This window comes from Paenibacillus sp. MDMC362, from assembly GCF_003269305.1.
In the GTDB taxonomy this organism is placed as follows: Bacteria; Bacillota; Bacilli; order Paenibacillales; family Paenibacillaceae; genus Paenibacillus_AQ.
Genome location: NZ_QLYT01000053.1, coordinates 46641 through 65633 on the forward strand (window position 1 = coordinate 46641; position 18993 = coordinate 65633).

Annotated in this window: 19 protein-coding genes; 2 read left to right on the plus strand and 17 right to left on the minus strand. The window is 54.1% G+C overall.

Annotated features, from left to right (window positions below; genetic code table 11):
- Nucleotides 1-17: 17 nt before the first annotated feature.
- From DP091_RS24615 to DP091_RS24650, 8 genes are all read right to left on the minus strand, one after another.
- The gene (locus tag DP091_RS24615; RefSeq protein WP_113060728.1) at nucleotides 18-485 is read right to left on the minus strand and encodes a DinB family protein; all 468 of its coding nucleotides are present in this window, start codon (nucleotides 483-485) and stop codon (nucleotides 18-20) included.
- Between the two features lie 163 nt (nucleotides 486-648).
- A complete protein-coding gene (locus DP091_RS24620; protein WP_113060729.1) occupies nucleotides 649-1866 on the minus strand; it encodes a M20 peptidase aminoacylase family protein in 1218 nt (405 codons plus the stop codon).
- 43 nt (nucleotides 1867-1909) lie between these two features.
- Nucleotides 1910-2926, minus strand: coding sequence for an LLM class flavin-dependent oxidoreductase (locus tag DP091_RS24625; protein WP_113060730.1), 1017 nt, complete (start codon nucleotides 2924-2926; stop codon nucleotides 1910-1912).
- Nucleotides 2927-2941: 15 nt separating this feature from the next.
- A complete protein-coding gene (locus tag DP091_RS24630; RefSeq protein ID WP_113060731.1) occupies nucleotides 2942-3694 on the minus strand; it encodes an amino acid ABC transporter ATP-binding protein in 753 nt (250 codons plus the stop codon).
- Nucleotides 3691-4401 carry an amino acid ABC transporter permease gene (locus DP091_RS24635; protein ID WP_113060732.1) on the minus strand — a complete coding sequence of 237 codons (711 nt, stop codon included), beginning with the start codon at nucleotides 4399-4401 and terminating at the stop codon, nucleotides 3691-3693. Before DP091_RS24635 ends, DP091_RS24630 begins: the two co-directional genes overlap by 4 nt.
- The gene (locus tag DP091_RS24640) at nucleotides 4398-5183 is read right to left on the minus strand and encodes an amino acid ABC transporter permease (RefSeq protein ID WP_113060733.1); all 786 of its coding nucleotides are present in this window, start codon (nucleotides 5181-5183) and stop codon (nucleotides 4398-4400) included. Before DP091_RS24640 ends, DP091_RS24635 begins: the two co-directional genes overlap by 4 nt.
- 32 nt (nucleotides 5184-5215) lie before the next feature.
- On the minus strand, nucleotides 5216-6052 hold the full coding sequence (locus DP091_RS24645) for a transporter substrate-binding domain-containing protein (RefSeq protein ID WP_113060734.1): 837 nt from the start codon (nucleotides 6050-6052) through the stop codon (nucleotides 5216-5218).
- Nucleotides 6053-6191: 139 nt separating this feature from the next.
- Nucleotides 6192-7070 carry a LysR family transcriptional regulator gene (locus tag DP091_RS24650; RefSeq protein WP_113060735.1) on the minus strand — a complete coding sequence of 293 codons (879 nt, stop codon included), beginning with the start codon at nucleotides 7068-7070 and terminating at the stop codon, nucleotides 6192-6194.
- Between the two features lie 271 nt (nucleotides 7071-7341).
- Here DP091_RS24650 and DP091_RS24655 point away from each other — a divergent pair, with 271 nt between their 5' ends.
- Nucleotides 7342-7884 carry a GNAT family N-acetyltransferase gene (locus tag DP091_RS24655; protein ID WP_113060736.1) on the plus strand — a complete coding sequence of 181 codons (543 nt, stop codon included), beginning with the start codon at nucleotides 7342-7344 and terminating at the stop codon, nucleotides 7882-7884.
- A gap of 189 nt (nucleotides 7885-8073) precedes the next feature.
- Entirely contained in the window at nucleotides 8074-8520 is a 447-nt protein-coding gene (locus tag DP091_RS24660; RefSeq protein WP_113060737.1) for a hypothetical protein, read from the plus strand.
- 135 nt (nucleotides 8521-8655) lie between these two features.
- On the opposite strand, the gene DP091_RS24665 is transcribed toward DP091_RS24660, so the two are convergent.
- The 9 genes from DP091_RS24665 to DP091_RS24705 all read right to left on the minus strand — a co-directional run bounded on the left by DP091_RS24665 (nucleotide 8656) and on the right by DP091_RS24705 (nucleotide 18993).
- Nucleotides 8656-9234: a YecA family protein gene (locus DP091_RS24665; protein WP_071221327.1), complete on the minus strand. Its 579-nt coding sequence runs from the start codon at nucleotides 9232-9234 to the stop codon at nucleotides 8656-8658.
- A gap of 331 nt (nucleotides 9235-9565) precedes the next feature.
- A complete protein-coding gene (locus DP091_RS24670; RefSeq protein ID WP_113060738.1) occupies nucleotides 9566-10114 on the minus strand; it encodes an SGNH/GDSL hydrolase family protein in 549 nt (182 codons plus the stop codon).
- A gap of 114 nt (nucleotides 10115-10228) precedes the next feature.
- Complete coding sequence (locus DP091_RS24675; protein ID WP_113060739.1) at nucleotides 10229-11545, minus strand: ABC transporter substrate-binding protein; 1317 nt, start codon at nucleotides 11543-11545, stop codon at nucleotides 10229-10231.
- A 193-nt stretch (nucleotides 11546-11738) separates the two neighbouring features.
- Nucleotides 11739-12695, minus strand: coding sequence for a glycoside hydrolase family 113 (locus DP091_RS24680; RefSeq protein ID WP_113060740.1), 957 nt, complete (start codon nucleotides 12693-12695; stop codon nucleotides 11739-11741).
- 36 nt (nucleotides 12696-12731) lie between these two features.
- The gene (locus tag DP091_RS24685) at nucleotides 12732-13562 is read right to left on the minus strand and encodes a carbohydrate ABC transporter permease (RefSeq protein ID WP_113060741.1); all 831 of its coding nucleotides are present in this window, start codon (nucleotides 13560-13562) and stop codon (nucleotides 12732-12734) included.
- The gene (locus DP091_RS24690; RefSeq protein ID WP_113060742.1) at nucleotides 13559-14443 is read right to left on the minus strand and encodes a carbohydrate ABC transporter permease; all 885 of its coding nucleotides are present in this window, start codon (nucleotides 14441-14443) and stop codon (nucleotides 13559-13561) included. The genes DP091_RS24685 and DP091_RS24690 overlap by 4 nt, the downstream gene beginning before the upstream one ends.
- A 114-nt stretch (nucleotides 14444-14557) precedes the next feature.
- Nucleotides 14558-16063: a response regulator gene (locus tag DP091_RS24695; RefSeq protein WP_113060743.1), complete on the minus strand. Its 1506-nt coding sequence runs from the start codon at nucleotides 16061-16063 to the stop codon at nucleotides 14558-14560.
- Nucleotides 16056-17933, minus strand: coding sequence for a sensor histidine kinase (locus tag DP091_RS24700; protein WP_113060744.1), 1878 nt, complete (start codon nucleotides 17931-17933; stop codon nucleotides 16056-16058). The genes DP091_RS24695 and DP091_RS24700 overlap by 8 nt, the downstream gene beginning before the upstream one ends.
- 1 nt (nucleotide 17934) lies before the next feature.
- Complete coding sequence (locus DP091_RS24705) at nucleotides 17935-18993, minus strand: LacI family DNA-binding transcriptional regulator (RefSeq protein WP_113060745.1); 1059 nt, start codon at nucleotides 18991-18993, stop codon at nucleotides 17935-17937.

Here is an 18993-nt window from a genome sequence, read left to right on the forward strand (position 1 = left end):
TAATAGCTCCCTCGTCCTTACACCGGAGCGGCAGCCAGTTTAATGCGTTCGATCTGCCCGAGATGATTTTGTACGTGGCGGGTAAAACCGTTGACGATATCTGAGACGCTGACGGTCTCCCCTTTGAAATTGATGCCGGTTTTGGCCGTATCGGCCCCGCTCAAGCGGCGAAGCAGCAAGCTGTTATAGTGCAGCAGCGCCCGGAATGCTTCCAACATATCCTCGGCTCTGCCTTCGTTCGAATATTGGCCGTTGACCCAGGCATCCTGATTGAACCCGGGCAGTTGGGCCGTCGTCCCTGCCAGAATATCCCGAATCCGGAACGAGATCACGATGCTGTGATCCACCAGATGAGAGAGCACCTCCTGTACGCTCCATATGTGCGGGGCCTGCTTCCATTGGAGCTGGTCCTCGCTAAGCCCGGCGACGGCGGCCAACAGCTGATCATGGGTATTAACAAAAGCTTCGATAGGGAATTCGCTCATTCGATCTCCTCCAAATACAAACTCGATTATGACCTGCCGACAGAAATAATAACAAAAAGCTCCTTCACATCCCGCGCAAGGTTCATGTTCCGGGCTTCATAACGGTAAAGCTTGAAACAGAAACCGGTGCTTCCTTTCAAATGACAGCAACAGAAGGAATTCCTTATGGCGATGGGGAGGGCGAGGACGAAGGTGATACCGATGGCGATAGCGAAGTCTCCCCGCCGGAGCGGTAATGCCCGAGTGCCCGCTCCGCCAGCCTCGTGAAGAATTCGATGCTGACCGGAATCGCCCGCTCATCCAGATCAAAGGCCGGATGGTGCCACTCCTGCGTGCCCGCCGTCCCCATGAAAACAAACAACCCGGGAACCTCGCGCTGGTACACTGCAAAATCCTCTCCGGCCGGCGAAGGAACCGGTATCACCGCCTCATATCCCGCTTCGGCAGCGGCGACATAACCGAGCTCCGCCAGCCTGCGGTCATTATGGACCGGCGGCGGTCCCTCGATCCAGCGCACGGCAGCCGTCGTTCCGAAAGCGGCGGCCACGCCTTCAACCACCTGGTTGAATCGTTCAAGCACCTGTTGCCTGACGTCGTTATCGAAGGTACGGATGGTTCCTTCCAGCAGCGCTTTATCCGGAATCACGTTCCACGCGGTTCCGCTATGCAGCTTCGTAACGCTGATGACGGCGCTCTTCAAGGGGCTCACATTCCGGCTTACAATTGACTGGAGGGCCGTAATGATATTCGACGCGGCCACGATCGGGTCAAGACCCGATTCGGGTACGGCCGCATGGGACCCCTTCCCTGCCACTTCAACCACGAAGCCGTCGGCGGCGGCCATCAGTGGACCTTCCTTAATGCCAATGGTCCCGACTGGCAGGTCCGGCTTGTTATGCATGCCGAAGATCGCCTGTACGTCTTGGAGCGCCCCGCTGTCGATAACTTGCCTTGCGCCCTTGGCTTTCTCCTCGGCCGGTTGGAAGATCAGCCGCACGGTTCCTCTCAGCTCCCGCTCCCGCTGCTTCAGCGCATACGCCGTCCCGATCAGGGCAGCCGTGTGAAAATCGTGCCCGCAGGCATGCATTTTGCCGGGAATCGCCGAGGCGTACGGAAGACCCGTCTCTTCCTGGACCGGCAGGGCATCGATATCCGCTCGCAGCGCAATGATCGGCCCCTCTTGAAGTCCGCCGACTTCGGCGATTATGCCTGTGGCAAGCGGATACTCGGCCACCCTGATCCCGGCTTCCTCAAGCCAGCCCCTGATCAGCTGCGTCGTTTCGAACTCCTCGTTCGACAGCTCCGGGTATCGGTGCAGATGACGCCGGATCTCCATAATTCGCTGAATGTCTATGTCCGTGGATAAAACATGGTTCGGCATGCGTAAAACCTCCTAAATAGTCACGTACCCATAATCGATTCCCTTACGCTTCGGCAGGAACCTCAGCCAACGCCTCGCTGAGCAGCTCGAATGAGCGGATTCGCTTGGCAAAGGGCTGGATGTTGCTGGTGACGATGATTTCGTCAACGCCTGAGGCCTGCTGAAGCCGGAGCAGCTGTTCACGCACGGTCTCCTTCGTCCCTTTGGTGATGAACGGTTCCTGCTCCTCGATCGTATACGGTTCGCCTGCCTGGCGTCCGAATTCTTCCGCCTGTTCCCTTGTCCCCAGCGTCAGCGTCAGGCCGCTGGCCAAATGTATCTTCACCAGTTTCAGCGCACCTGCCAGCTCCGCCGCTTCCGCCTCCGTATCGGCCACGATCACAGATAGAGCTACAAGAATTTCCGGTTCCCTGCCAAGGGAGTAGTCAAATGTGCTTCGGTAAACGCGAATGGCCTCCAACGCCGCGGATTCCTCCCCGTTGATGAAGAGGGAGAATACATAGGGCAGGCCGAGTCCGGCCGCTATTTCCGCGCTGCCCGCGCTTGCCCCCAGCACGTACAGCTCGGGAGCGGTCTCCGGCAGCGGAGCGGCGCGCAGCCCGGCTAGCGGATGGTCTTCCTCCAGCGTATTGTGCACAAACTTTCGAAGCTCGACGATCTTATCCGTTAATGACCCGTCCTCCTGCACGCCCCGCTGCAGCGCCTGCGTGCTGCGCGGCAACCCGCCAGGCGAGCGTCCGATGCCCAGATCCACGCGTCCCGGCGCGAGCGCGGCCAGCACGTTGAAATTCTCCGCTACCTTGTAGGGACTGTAATGCTGAAGCATGACGCCGCCGGACCCCACGCGAATGGTTCGGGTTTTGGCTAACAGGTAGGAGATGAGCACCTCCGGCGAAGACCCTGCCACATGATCCGAATCGTGATGCTCGGAAACCCAGAAACGCCGGAAGCCGAGCTCCTCCGACTTTTGGGCAAGCAGCACGGTGTGCGCGAACGCCTCCGCTGCCGTTTCCCCGGGATACATCGGACTTTGATCAAGCACGCTTATCGTAAGCCCCATAATTTTGTCAGCCTCCTAAATGCTATAGTTAAGCTCAGGCGTGATCCGCTTCAGAAACTGCTTGGTTCGTTCTTCCCGCGGATGATGGAACAGCTCGGACGGCGGTCCCTGCTCCACGATCACGCCTTCGTCCATGAACACGACGTGATTCGCCACATCCCTCGCGAAGCCCATCTCATGGGTCACCACGATCATGGTGACCCCTTCCTTCGCGATTTTGCGAATCACCGCAAGCACCTCGCCCACAAGCTCTGGGTCGAGCGCCGACGTCGGCTCATCGAACAGGATCACCTCCGGCTCCAAGGCCAGTGCCCTGGCAATGCCCACCCGCTGCTGCTGTCCGCCCGAGAGCTGGCTCGGATAGGCATCCAGCTTATCGGCAAGACCGACTTTTTCGAGCAGGGCGATACTCTTCTGCCTTGCCTTGGCCTTCGGCATTTTTTTAACGACGACCAAGCCTTCCATCACGTTCTCGATCGCCGTCTTATGTTTGAACAGATTGTACTGCTGAAACACCATCGCCGATCGCTGACGGAGTCCATGTATCTCCTTCTTCGTGGCCCGCTTGCAATCGAGCCGGTAATCGCCGATGGTTATCTCGCCGCCATTCGGCTTCTCGAGATAATTCACGCAGCGCAGCAGCGTGGTTTTGCCGGATCCGCTCGGCCCCAGAATCACCACCACTTCCCCTTTGTTTACCGTCAGATCAATCGATTTCAGCACCGCGTTCTTGCCGTATGACTTTGAAATTCCGGTCAGATGAATCATGCGACGCCCCCCCGATTGTAGAGATTGATTCGTTTCTCGATGATTGCGGTCAGTCTCTCGATGAGGAGCGTAAGGCCCCAGAAAATAGCTGCCGCCGCCAGATACGATTCGAAGAACTTCCAATTGGTCGATGCCACGATCTGCGCCTGCGCATTAATATCCACAACCGACACGGTAAATGCCAAGGTCGAACCGTGAAGCATGCCGATGACCGAGTTGGACAGGTTCGGCAGGCTGACCGCCAAGGCTTGAGGGAATACGATTCTGCGCAGCGCCTGCCATGTTGTCATGCCGATCGAGTAGGCCGCCTCCAGCTGTCCCCGGTTTACCGCGAGCAGGCCGGAGCGGATCACTTCCGACATATAGGCCCCTGCCGTAATCGAGAACGATATGAACGCAAACCAGATCATCGGGATGGAGGATGACTTAAAGTCCCAGCTCATCTGGGCGGACAGCGCATCCACCAGCACCGGCAGGCCAAAATAGATCAGCAGCAGATGCGTCAGCATGGGAGTGCCCCGGATAAAGGTCACGTAAGCAGTGGCGATCTGGCTGAGCACAGGCACTTTATAGATCCGGGCCAACGCCGCGACTAACCCGATCATGAGTCCAACCGACACCGATACGGCGGTGATCAACAGCGTTGTCGGGATCGCGGACAGCAGGTTTACGAACGCCGTCCATATGAAGGATGGATCGATTTTCACAGCTTTGCACCTCCTTTTTCGGCCTTCATTCCGGCAATGATGCTGCGGTAGGACCATTTCTTTTGCATACGGAATCTTTTGCGGGCCGCCGACTCCGGAACCTCATGACGCATCAGGCTCCGCTCCGCTCGCAGCAGCAGTTTCTCCAGCGTAAAGCTGATGACAAGATAGATGGCAGCCAGCGCCAGATAGGCCTCGATAAAATGCTGGGTGATATTGCCCAGGGTTTGCGCTTTTCCTGTCATCTCCATCAGCCCGAGGGTGAACGCCAGCGAAGTATCCTTCAGCAGGGCAATCACCATATTCGAAAATACCGGAACGGCGATCACGAGCGCCTGCGGGAGAACGATCCGAAGGAAGGCTTGATATCCTTTCATCCCCATGGCATATGCTGCCTCTACCTGGCCTCTGTCCACCGCCGTTACCGATGCCCGTATCATCTCCGACATGAAGGCTCCGGTATGAAGCCCGTAAGTCAGGATCACGAATACCATGACGGGCGCCCGGGACATGTCGATATGTACCAGCTTCAGCATCTCCGGCAGACCGTAATAGAACAAGAAGAGCTGAATCAAGATCGGCGTTCCCCTGAAGAACGATAGGTATACCTTGGAGAACGCGTTCAGCACCGGGATTCGGTATAGGCGGGGAAGGGCCAGCAGAAATCCGACGACAATCCCCACCAGCAGAGAGCCTGCCACGATCAGCAGCGTGACGCCTAAGGTCGACAAAAGTTTAGGCAAAAAGCTAAGCACATACGTGAAATCGAACGGTGCCCCCATGAATCCTTCTCCCTTCTTGCATGGTTATCTCGTCATGGATTCGACGACGTGAAGTCGTCGCCCAGCCATTCCTTGCTCAGCTTGGTCAGCGTCCCATCCGATTTAAGCTCTCTGATCGCATCGTCGACCGCATCCGACAGCTTCTGGCTGTCCGGGTCATCCTTACGGAATACGAACAGGATGTCGGCCTCCGACAGGTGATCACCCGTTGTTTTCAGCTTTCCTTGCGGATCGATCAGCGGCAGCGTAAAGTCCGCCCCAACGGTTGCATCCACCCGGCCCGTCGTAATCTGGCTTACGGTATCATTCGCCGCACCGTTCTGATAGACAATATTGATCGCATCGTTATGATCCTTGTTGTAGTTTTCCAGAATCTGAGCTGCCGCACTGGTTGCACCGGTCAATACCTTTTTCCCTTTCAAATCATCCAGCGATTGAATGGAGTCGTTCTCCTTGGCAACAATGATTTTATTTCGCCAATAGGCGTAAGGCTCTTTATTGAACAGGTACTTTTCGGTTCGCTCCGGATTCTTCTCCATCTGGTGGGCCACAACATCGATCTTCTTCGTTTCCAGGCTCAGCAGCAGATTGGAGAATTCCTGCGTCTGCAGCTCGAACTCATACTCCGGCAAACGTTGGTCGATCTCCCGCACCAGCTCAACGTCAAAGCCGGTCAGCTTTCCATTCTCGTCAATAAAGCAAATCCTCGGAAAGGCCGTGCCCGTGCCAACCACAATCTTCGTTCCTTTTCCTTCCGCCGCGTTCACCGTGCTATCTTTTTGCGCCTCTCCGCTCTTCGTGTTTGCTCCGCACCCGGCGATCACCCCTGCCAACGCGATGATAACGACTGCCACGATTGATTTCTTCACGACCTCATCCCCTTTCGATCTTGTCCCAATCCCTAATTTAATAATTCCTATAGATTTAGTGAGAATTATGTTGTCACTAACTTTACCGCGATTTGGAAAACGCGTCTAATAGAGTTTTTCTATTCATCCATGCAAATCATCAATAGGACAATTCCCGACCGAGCTCCAGCAAGGAATCCAGAAACTCATTATTCTGCCCGTTCAAGGAGATGAGATGGGTCTGCAGGGAAATGCCTGCCGTTTCGGCAATATCCACGGGAATCAAACTTCCCTCGGCTGTCTCCTGCTGGGCGCATAGCCCCGGTAAAAAGCAGATCCCCGCCCGCCCCATAACGAGCTTCTTCGCCGTCTCGGAATTATCCACCTGAAACACGATGTTCGGCGGCTGTTCCAGACTTTCGAATACCCGGTGAATCCGCAGCCAATCCAGCGAACCGCACTCAAAGAAGACAAGCGTCTCGCGCCGAATATCCCGAATGGAGGCTCTCCCGGCCGCAGCGAGCGGATGATCCTTATAGACATACAGGCGGATGGGGTCTTCGAAGAACGGATAGGATTGAAACGCCGGATTCATCAGCTTGCGAACGAAAGCCAGATCGATGTCCTTGGATGAGAGCTTGCCGGCCAACTCTTCCGTAGGGCCTGTTGTCAGCTTAAAGTTCATCTCGGGAAACCGGCGATTGAGCACCATAAGCAGATGAGGCATTAAGTAATTGGATACCGAAACCGTGCTTCCGATTCTGAGCTCATTGGGCATGGACGCCTTGGATTGAAGGTGGTGTTTCCCTTTTTGGAAGGTTTGGAGGATTTGCTGGGCATAGGGAAGAAATTGTTTGCCTTTGTCGGTCAGATGAATCTGTTTACCTAAACGGTCGAACAGCCTGCAGTCAAGCTCTCTCTCCAGCGACTGGATGCGTGCGGTCACCGTCGGCTGGGACAGAAACAGGACGTCTGCCGCCTTATTGAAGCTGCCGTAGTGATGAATATAGACAAAAGCCTCGATATTTTCGATGTTCAAGCTAACACCTCCGGAAACATCATTTTATTATACTTACTATTCCAATGAATATAGATGGTTTTAAAACCACAATTTCCTTATAAATTATCCTTATCTTAGGCAGTTGGCAAATTATTGTCAATCCAAATATACTTATAGATTTTTTTAATGACGGGATTAATATTTTTGTATTCCGATTTGATTAATAAGATAAACTGCTATACTAATCTCACCTTATCAGGATATGACCGTATCCTCTGAAGTTATAAACACCGTAAAAGGAGTGGTAGCGATGAATTCAATGCAAGAAGTGATCGTACGGGATGCATATGATTGGGAATGCGAGGCTGTTGCGGCTGTGATGCTGGAATCTTATCAGCAGTATGCCTTCGATCTGTCAACGGAACGATGGGAGGAGTACCGGGATTCCATCAGGAATTCCGCGTACAGCCATGCCCCGCATGCCCGGATCGTCGCCGAGCTTGACGGGGAAATCGTCGGCAGCGTCCAGCTCTTCCTCTCCTCGGAGGACGCTTACGGAAAACCGGAAATGGGGATTCACTCGCCCATTATCCGTCTTCTAGCCGTATCTCCGGGTTTCCGGGGAAGAGGCATTGCCACACTTCTGATTCAAGAAGCTGCCCGCAGATCGATCCAGCTCGGCGCAACCACACTAAATCTTCATACCTCCGACATGATGGCATCTGCGGTGAAGCTCTACGAGCGGCTCGGCTTTGAGCGGGCATGCGACACGGATACGTTCAACGGCGAACATCATGTCAAAGGATACCGGATCGAACTGCCCGGCTCCCTGCTGCTGCAAAGCGCCGTATGAAATAACAGACCATACGCGAATAACCGGATACCTTCTCCCGTAGTTGGAGGAGATATCCGGTTTTTTTATATGTACATATATCCGCCTGCCCTCGTACTCGCTCGATTCGTTCCATATTGTACTGCGAATATTCGTTTCACATCGGATCGACAGGTATTATACAATGAACAAAAAAAGGGGGCGTCGTTCATGTGGAGTATATTCAGGTTGAACGGGCCGGTCTCGGCAGGCATCGCGGCGGGCATTCTTCTTGGGCTGTTCCTCAGGGTCATCGAGCATATCACCACGCTGAAGGTCTATACGCTGCTCCTGAACGTCGATTACGTGCCCGTTCTGAAGGAGCTGAAGCTTCCTGAACTGATCGAGTTTGCGCTGCACCTCGTCATCTCCGTCCTGCTGAGCATTCTTCTAGCCATCTTTCTGAAATCAAAGAACTGGCCTAGGGGGAGAAGCTTGTCTTGGGTTTCCTTGGTCTGTCTGGCCGTAGGACTTCTCCTGTATCCGACTACCGTTTTGTCGAACCGTACGCCGGAGTTAACTGACCTTAATGCCCTCCTATTCTGGCTGGCCGGTCATCTGTTATACGGCATTGCATTGGGCTGGCTGCTGACGGGTTCACGCGAAGCTTCAGCCTAGGTCCGGATAGCTGTACGAAAACGCCGGTTTATGGATTAATGCAAAATGACCGCTCCGTTTGAATGGGAGCGGTCACAGCTATGAAACCGAATGCGTAAATGCCGCACTCATACTATGGAGGTTACTTTGACAGTGCTAGCGTCCCAAGGACAAGTCCTTGTCCACTTCGCTATCGGATTCCTCGTCCTCGACGTTCGCGTCGTCGCCGGATGCAGCTACGCCATCCATGAAATCTTGAATCTGACCGCTGTTGCGGGTCAATGTAGCAACGGAAACCTCATGCTTCTTCGCGATATCAGACTTCGTTGTTGAAATGTTAAGCGATGAAGTTACTATATATTCTAACGCACTTGCATATCCGCCCTGTTTGCGGTACTTCGGATTGGCTTCCCGGGAGAAGCTGTTCCAGACCATCAGAAGGCTGAACACTTGAAACAGCTGCTGATCATCCTGCAATTCATAATCCCGGCAGATTTGAGGAAACACAGACTCTGCAAGCTCACGATGCTCATCAGCGTTCCAGTCCATCCATCCCAGCTTGTCGTTAATCATCTGCCGCAATTGATCGACCTGTAGCTTAGGCTCTGCTGCTCTCGCACCAGGGAACTGGATGACCTTACCGTATACCGTGCGTTCATCTCTTTCAAGACAACATCTTTTGTACTTTTTCCCGCTTCCGCAGTGACATAGATCGTTTCTTCCTAGCTTTTTCATTTCCTAGCTCCTATTTGAATGATTTCTTCTATTATACATGGAAAATATGAAAATGCGCATCCCAAGCCTGTAGACCCTTAAGGCATGCCGGCCTTCCGCGTCATAACACTCTCTTACAGGGGGGCTTCCGATAAGAAGGTGTCCAGGCAAGTTAGATAGCAAAAAAGCGCGGGTCCCCTCTATGAAAGCCGCGCCCCTTCATATTATTCTATAATATCGTCATAACGCAAGTAGGATGTAACAAATTTGTTAGAACCTATAATAGACTTATGCCATTTTTGGTAAAGATTCCATAGATTCGCGCCTTAAGGCTCATTGCCTGGCCCAAACGTCACAGATAGCGACCGAGCATCTCCACCACCGAGTCGGCGCACATTCGGTATCCTTCCTGATTCAAGTGAAGGCGGTCATCCGACAGATAACCGTTCAGATCCTCTTTGACCCTGTCGTTCAGATCATGAATGGTAATGCCCATCGGCACAAGCGCCTCCATCGCTGCCTGATTGTAGGCGTCAATCTCTTCATTGCTTCTGCCCTCGGATTTCGGATGCACTGGCGTCGTCGTGGCAAACACGATATGCGCATCTGTCCGCTGCAGCTCGTGGGCAATCCGCTTCAAATTGGTTACATAGTCGATGATAGGCGTCAGTGATTCATTCCTCGGAGCCTCACGATGTACATCCCACAGCCCATTGTTCCAGTGGACGATATCAGGCGTCCCCAGCTCTTTCATCCAGAGATTGACGCCCCACAGCGTATAAAACGAGAAGCGCCCGTTCTCCCCCGGTGCCACGACTTCTGCAAGGCCTGCCAGCCTTTCTCTAACGTAAGGCTCATATCCCTCCCGGATGGAATCGCCCAGCAACAATATCCTCTTCATATATCCGCCTCCTCTTCAATCCATCTACACTCGTAACGAAACGGCCTTATCCTGATCACCTCAGGATAAGGCCGCTCGAGCAGCACTGCGGCTGAACCTGTTGGTTCCTCCAGATTAATAGCCCAGTGCGGTTTTGGCTTCCTTCCACTTCGCATTCAGTTTGTCGAACGCAGCCTGCAGATCGTCTGCCACAATATATTCCTGAACATAATCGCCAGTACCGATACCGATTTGCGCTTTATTGGCGATTTCATTAAACTTCGGATCGGTTGCTTCACTCTCGATCAACGTCGGATTGAACGATTGGAATTCGGCGAGCTGCGAGATGGAGGACTCTGCCGACTTGATGATCGGCATGAAGCCGGAATCTTCCACATAGCCGGATTCCTTCACGAAGAAATCGACCCAAGCCGTGGCAAGCTCTTTGTTCTTGCTGTCTTTGCTGACGGCAATGAAGTAATCCGAACCGAGCGGTACGTTGTACTTGCCGCTATTATCATACGGGAGCGGGAAGAAGCCGATGTCCTCCGAAGCTGCTCCCGCGCCGATCACCTGCGGGATTACCCAGTTGCCCAAGAAGTACATCGCCGCTTTGCCGGAAGCCACTTCGCCCTTCGAAATCTCCCAGTTGTTCGTGTACAGGTCTTTCTCTACCCATTCATTCTGCACGAAGGTGCGTCCGATATTCGCAAGGATGCCCCAAGCATTATCCACCTGGAACGGCGCTTCCTCGGCTACCTGCTTCGAGGCGAACTGCGGATCCCCGTTCACGTACCATGCGGAGTTATCCGCCCAGTTGCCCATCGTCCATTGAGCCCCGAAGTTCATGTACAGCGGAATAATGTCCGCCGCTTTCAGCTTCTCCGCAGCCCCGTAGAGCTCATCCAGCGTGGTTGGCACTTTGTCGACGCCTGCTGCCTCGAACGCTTTCTTGTTATACACAATCCCTTGCGTATTGACGCCTGTGGAGATCCCATAGCGTTTCCCTTCGAAGAGGGTATTGTCCGCAAAATAGACATCCTCGAACATCGCGTCCGGCAGCGGCTCAAAATACTTGCTGTACTCCGAGGTGGCAAGGCCGGTCGGAATCATCAGCACGTCGCCGGCTTCTCCCGTAGTCAGACGGACCTGAATATCCGTCGCATAGTTCGTCAATCCTTCGAATTCAATTTCGGCCGTCGGATATTTCGCTTTGAAGGCCTCCACGTATTTGTCCAGCGTGCCGTCATTCACCAGGTCGGTTCGGTGCGTCAGCACCTTCAGCTTGCCGCCAAGCTCCGCTTTGCCGGATGCCTCGGTCGGCTCGCTGCCTGCGTTATTGCTCGGCGGCGTCTCGGTGCCTGCATTATTCGTTTTATTTCCTCCGCAGGCGGCCAAAATGGATGATACGGTTAAGAGCAGAAGCAGTGCCATCGTGAATCTTTTTTTCATTTCGTCTTCCCCCTGTACTATGAATGTATTACGCTTCCTACATTCTCATGAAGCGCTTACTGATATCGCTTACACTTCAAATGATAATCGCTAACACGCCCAAAACAAATGAAGTGTTTTTGTTTTTATTGTCATAAATTATGCTAACATATCATTTTCCTGTTAGGTTCCGGTAAGTCCAGCCGATAACAATTTAAACCCGGATTCCGGCAGCATAAAATGTCTTCACCGTCTCCTCGGCCAACTTGCCGTACATGCAATAATCATCGTTCAGGGCCGCTTCCTCCAGGTCGTACAGCCGTGCCGGCCAGTCCCACAGCATGTACCCCTGCATCCAATCCCGCTTGGCGCAGGCCGCGAACATTGCTTCATAATAACGCTGCTGCTCCTCCTCCGACGGGCCGCCGGGCAGCGACCAATCGTTCGGGCGGGCCGGAGAGCCCTCGCGGCTCGGACAGCCGGCTTCCATGAAGAAGAACGGCTTGTTGCACCGGCGAACCGTGCCTTCAATCCGGTCCAGCTGCTCCTCCCACTGGTCGATCGGATAATAGCCGCTGGAGGAGATGATATCTACCGCATCCCACCAGCATACGCGCTCCTCCTGATATTTATCGCAGTTATACGTCACCAGCCCGCTATAAACGCTTCGTACATCCGCAATCAGGGCCCGCCACTCCACGTCCCGCTTGTCGGCCTGCACCATCTCGCAGCCCACGCACAGCATCTCGCAGTGCTCTTCCTCCGCGATTTCGGCATAATGGCGAATGAATTCCCCATAGGATCGGAACCATTCGGCCCAGCTTGGTTCACCGGGAACCTCTTCGTCGAAGAAGTTAATGTGGGCTCGCCATGTTCCGTTCGCGACGTTCACGACCGGCTTCAAGCATACCTTGAGGCCCAGGCTCTTCGCCTTGCGGATGGCCCATCGCACCTCATCATCCGTCACCGTCGGTTCCTCCCGGAACGGGATTTCCGTCGACTGCGGCGTTGCCTGCACGGCAGACAGCGAAATGGCCACCCAATTTACGTTCATGTCCGCCATGCGTTCCATGGAGAATTCCGCCTCGGGTCCCGTCCAGGAGCCCCGTACGCCGGTCCACCCCCAGGTCATGCCGCATACTTTTTCCGTCCACGTGTTCGTCGAGTTCATATATCGAGTCTCCTCTTCTTCATCGTCTAGTGTTCGTTATTTGACCGCTCCGTTCGTAACCCCCGCAAAAATGTACCGCTGCATGAACAAGAACAACACGACCGTCGGAATGAAAATAATGAGAATGCCTGCCGAGATCACGTTCAGCTGCGCCGCGTTCGGACCGATGAAGGAATAGATCGCCGTAGACACCACCTTCAGGTCTTGGCTTGGCATATACAGGTACGGCGTGTAAAAATCGTTGTAGATCGAGATGCTCTTCAGAATGACCAAGGTGGCCGTCGCCGGCGCAAGCAGCGGAAAGATGATGGAACGGTAGATTTTGAACAGGGACGCCCCTTCCAGCATGGCGCTCTCATCCAGATCCCGCGGGATGCTGTTGACGAATTGCAGATAGATGACGATCTGGAGCACATCGGCCCCCAGGTACAGCAGAATCGGCGCAAACATCGTGTTGTAGGCCCCCAGGCTTTGGATGACGCTGAAGGTAGCCACCTGCGTCGTGACCATCGGGATGACCTGAGCGACCAGATACATGCCCATGATGGCTTTTTTCATCTTGAACTCAAACCGTCCGACGGCATAAGCGACCATGGTGCCAAACAGGATATTGCCGACAACGGAAATGACCAATACGATCAGGATATTGCGAAAGCCCAGTCCCAAATCCCCGATATCGATTACCCGCTTAAAGTTCTCGAAGTTAAAGAAGTTATCCGGTAGACTAAGGCCTGATTGATAATACTCCACCTGGGTCTTGAACGCCCCTACAAAGATGGAATAAATCGGGAAGAACACCACGAACAAAGCGACAACCAGCGTGAAATAGTTGAACATCGTAAAGCCGATCGAGCGTTCCCTTCTCATGATTGCTTCTCCTCTCTGAACAGCAGCTTCCGCTGGACGACAATGAACAGCAGCACGATAATTAGCAGCACAACCGCCATCGCCGAAGCCAGTCCAAAGTTCTGATACTTGAACGCCGTGTCCACCGTCTTGATGACAAAGGTCGACGTATCGTTCGCCCCGAGCAGCATCACAAACGGAATATCGAACGCTTCGAGCGCGCCCGTCAAGGTAAGGATGAGCATCAGCTCCAGCACCCCCCGGATGCTAGGCAGTGTGATGTAACGGAACTTCTGCCAGCCCGAAGCCCCGTCAATCGAGGCTGCCTCGTAGAGGTCACCCGGAATCGATTGGAGCGCCCCGATAAAAATAACCATGTTCAGTCCCATGTACTTCCACATCGAGATGAACGCCAGGGCAAAATTCACGATCCCCTTATCGCCCAGCCAGCTCTGCTGCAAGGATTCGAGCCCCAACGCGCCGAGCAGCGTATTCAGTGAGCCGTACTCCATGTGGTATACGTTCTTGAACATGATGACCGTGGCCACGCTGTGCAGCACGTACGGCAGGAACAAAGCAACCCGGAAGCCGTTTCTCCCCTTCAGCTTGCTCGTCAGAATGACGGCAAAATAGAGGGCAAACACGACCTGGATGAGGCCCCCGACCAGATAATACAGATTGTTCTTGAGTGAACTGAACACTTCGGGCTTCGTAAAAATCTCGACGTAGTTGTCAAATCCGATAAAGTTCATATCCCAGCCGAGACCCGACCAGTCCGTCAAGCTGTAATACAACAGCGATAGTGCCGGATAATAAGAGAAGGTCAGTGACAAGAGCACCGGAATGGCAAGGAAACCGAACAGAATAAGATAGCGCTGCGTTTTATAACTGAAATTGAACACGTTCCCTTCCTCGCTTTCTTGATGAAATGGTACCGTTTTCAATCATTATAAAAGACAGCGCCCCGAAAAATAATAGACTTTGTTTGCTTTTATTGTCCTCAATTTAGATAACAGTCACCTAACAAAATCGCGGTACTCCTTTGGTGTTTTCCCCGTCATTTTTTTGAATACTTTATTAAAATAAGCCGGGTCCGGGTAACCCACGCGTTCGCCGACCATATATGTCTTGAGCCCGTGATCCTCCTTCAGCAGCCGCTTGGCATGCTCGATCCGCACGGCGATGCAATAGTCGGTAATCGTCTCCCCCGTCTCGGTTTTGAACAGCTTGCTCAAGTAACTCGGGGTCAAATAGACCAGATCGGCGAGGTGCTGCAGCTCCATTTCCTCGGTATAATGCCGCTGAATATGAGCTTTGATCGTCTCCACGGCCCGATGCTCGTTCTTCCCTTGATCCAGAAGCCCGGCAGCCTGCTCCACAGCGGTCTTCAGTCGGCCCGCGAAGGAGCGCCAATTCTCGCTGTTCCCCGGCTCCAGGTTCCAATCCACATCCCCGGCCGGGATGCCCCGCTGCTTCATCTCTTCCGCCACATATGACTCCAGGGCAAAACAAACCTCTCTCAGCTCGGACCAGCCCGGCTGCAGGGAAGCCGTCTCATCCAGCCATGCCCGCAGCGCCGCCGGCAAGCGCGCATACTCGCCGGCACGCAATGCCGGAAGCAGCAGCTTATCCAGCGAACGGACAAGCCGGTAGCGCTCTTCCTTCGAAACCGGCTGTCTGTCTTCCCCCCCACAGCAGCGTCTTTCGTTGCTGTACCAAGCCTGCTCCAGCACGCTCGCGGCTTCCCTATAGGCCTGCGGCAGCCATCGGCTGCCACTGAACACGCCGCTGATGCCTGCATTCGCCGATGTGCCCGCGGGAAGCTGCTGCAGGAGCATCGCAGCCCATTCCCTTACGATATTCGCATGGCTGGACTCTGCAATGGACACCAGGATCGCCTGCCGTCCCCCTTCGCAGTCGATAATTTTCCGCTCAGCCCCCCAAGCCGATGTCCATTCAAGCAGCCTCTCCTCCGCGATTTCCGGGAATGTGCGAAGCAGGACGACCGCATAATATCCGTGGAACAGCGCCTGCTGATCCAGTCGGTCGCAGACTTCCTCGAACAAATGCTCCGGCATTTTTCGCTGATCCGCGCCTAACAGGAAGCTCGCCAGATCGTCCGACTCCAGCTTGCGCTCGTTCTGCTCGCCCTTGACCAGCTCGTCAACGTTCTCCAGCATGCGAAGCAGTTCTTTCATGTTGACCGGCTTGAGCAAATACTCCAGGGCTCCCTGCCGCATGGCGGTCCGGGCATATTCGAAATCGTTATAACCGCTCAGAACAGCGAATTTGGTATGGCAGGCCATCTGCTTGATATTCGCCATCAGCTGGAGCCCGTTCATTTGCGGCATTTTGATATCGGTAATAACCAGGTCGAGCTGCAGCTCATGCCATTGATCCAGCAGCTCCTGACCGCTTGCGAACGTCCCCACGACGCGGTACTGCTCGCCTGCATCCTGTATGAGCTTGCCCAGCCCTAACCTGATCCGTTCCTCATCATCCACCACTGCAATGTTAAGCATTCGCAAGTCCTCCTGTTCTCGGTTCTTCTGTATGGTCCGCGGGAAAGGTAATCCGAACGGAAGTGCCCTGCCCTTCCTCGCTGTCTACGGCAAGGCCGTAAGGTCTGCCGTAACGGAGCTGAAGTCTCTCATGCACATTGCGCAGCCCGACCCCCCGGCCGTCCGTGCTTTGAGGCTGCCCCTGATCCAGCACGCGGCGCAGCCTGTCAAGCGCTTCTGCCGACATGCCCAGCCCGTCATCCGTTACGGTAAAAACATGGTCCGTGCCATCCATGGCATAGGTAATGGTCAGATGGAGCGCGGGTGTGTTCTCGTCAAAGCCATGATTGACGGCATTCTCGATAATCGGTTGAAACAGCAGCTTCATCACCTTGATGGAATTAGCTGCCGGATCATCCGGCAATGTCAGCATGAACCGCTCGCCGTATCGGTAATTGAGCAGCTCGATGTAGGCTTTGACATGCTCCCACTCGTGCTTCACCTCCACGACCTCGCTGCCGGCATGAATGCTGTAACGGAGCTGCTGGCCTAACAGCTGAACCATATCCCCCACCTCATGATCATCATGAAGGACGGCCGTCATCCGGATCGTCTCCAGCGTGTTGTAGATAAAATGCGGATTGATCTGGTGCTGTAGACGCTCCAGTTCCGCCTCCTTCTTCCGCTTCTCGATTGTGTAAATATCATCAATAAGCTGTTTGATGCGTGCCATCATCCGGTTGAACGAAACCCCGATCAGCGATGCTTCGTCGCGCCTTCGGACCGGGAACACCACATCCAGCTTGCCGGTCTGCACCTGCTTCATCAGATGGACGATGGACCGCAGCGGTCTGGTCAGCGCATAAATCAGAATCAGGGAAATGATGAGGGCAAAGCTGATAACGCCGACAGCCGCAGCGATCGTAATCTTGCGGGTCTTAAGCGCATCCTGCATCAGCTGACGCTCCGGCACCGTAATCAGGATCAGCCAGCCCGTCTGCTCGGATTTCCGGTAAACGACCAGCTGCTGCTCGCCGCCAACGTCAAGCCGAAAGCTTCCTTCGTTACCGGTCGCCAGGGCAAGCGCTTCATTATCGGTCATGCTGCGGGACAGATATTTCTTCTCGCTGTCATAGATCACGGTCCCGTTGTCGTCCAGGATGAAGGTAGTGCCGTGCGTCGTTTCCTCTAGGTCGGTGACGATGTTCTCGATCACGCCGATGTTGGCGTCCACAACAATAGTGCCGATAGAATGATACGATTTATCGATAATGTCGCGGACGACCGTGAACATATACTGCTTGCTGCCGGCGGACACGGCGATCTCCTGCGTGCTGACCAGCACGGGCCGGCCGCCGGCCGCCGTGGCGAGCTTGCGCCAGTTGTCATAGTACTGCTGCAGATTCGAGCGGTTTCCGCCGCTTTTGACCACGTAGTACGGGTTGCCGAAAAGGTCGAACAGATACACGTTACTCGTGCCTTCCTTTATGTTGTTCATGAAATAGATGCTCCGCTCGACCTTGCGCGTGATCTGGAGCTTCAGCTCGCTCTCGTTCACGCTATCCGATTCCTTCGGCTGCCCTTCCGCCTGGTAATGCCGATTCGACAGCTCAAGCCCTGACTGAATTTCATTGAGGTACGAGGGAATGATCGAAATTTTCATCATATCGGTCACGTAATCGTCCAGCTTGCCCATCATTTTGCTCGACAGCTGGGACACGTAGGCGACCGTATTATTCTCGATGGTGGCCGAATAGCGTTCTGCCGCAAAATACGTGATGAGTCCGATCGGCAGGATGATCAGAAACAAAAAGACTACAAACAGCTTCCGGTCCAGACGCCCGGCCGGCCGCTCTTTCCATAGACGGGCAATGCAGCCGCGCATATTCATCTCAATCGACCTTCTTGGCATAAGCCGTGGATTCGCGGAGGATGAAGTCGCCGGCAAGCAGTATTTTTTCCAGCGGACTATCCGGCTGCTCCACCCGTCTCATCAGCATCTCCACCGCCCTGCGTCCGAACGCCTCCTTGTTGACGTGAATGGTGCTCAGCGACGGGGTCGCAAAAGCCGCATCCTCAATGTTGTCAAAGCCGGTAACCGAGCAATCGGCAGGCACTTTGGTACCCAGCTTGCCAAGGACCGTCATAATGCAGATGGCAATGGAGTCGTTGGCGCACACAAAGGCGGTCGGCAGCTCATCCATCCGACTTATAATCATCTCCAGCGCCTCCGTCATTTCGGAGCGGTTGTCCCCTTCGAAGCTAAGCAGCTCCTCGTTCTGATTCAGCGGGATCCCCTGCTCGCCGAGAACGGAGAGGTACCCTTGATACCGGTCGGTGAAGCTGCGCGAAAACCGGATGTTGCCCACGAACTGAAGCTTTCGATGCCCGCACCCCGTCAAGTAATTGGTTACCCGTCTCATGCACTCCACATTGTTCATGAACAGGGAGTCTGACGGAATCAGCGGATCTTCATGATCGATCAATACGAAGGGGATATCCAGACTGCGGATTTCGAGGAGCAGCTGCGACGAGATGAATCCGACGCCAATGATGCCTCTCACCCCGCTCGGATTAATCAGGTTCGCAAAGCTGTCCTTGAATTGGTCGGTCACGATGACCATTCCCGTCTCCCTCAGCTCAAGCTCGTTCGTGATTCCATCGATAATTCGTCCCCAATACAGGGAATCACGTGTCTGATAACGGACATTCGGAACGAGCACGATTACGGTCTCCCTTGCGGCAAGGATGCCGCTGGCGTTAGTTTCGTTCTTCTTGCCTCCGGCCTTCGGCGACTTGTTGGCAAAATAGCCGAGCTGGGTCGCGACGTTCACGATTTTCTCCCTTGTCTCCAGACTGACGCCGGATTTACCTGAAAGCGCTTTAGAAACTGCGAACTTTGAAAGGCCGAGATGATCGGCAATTTGCTGCATCGTAACTTTTCCTGCCAT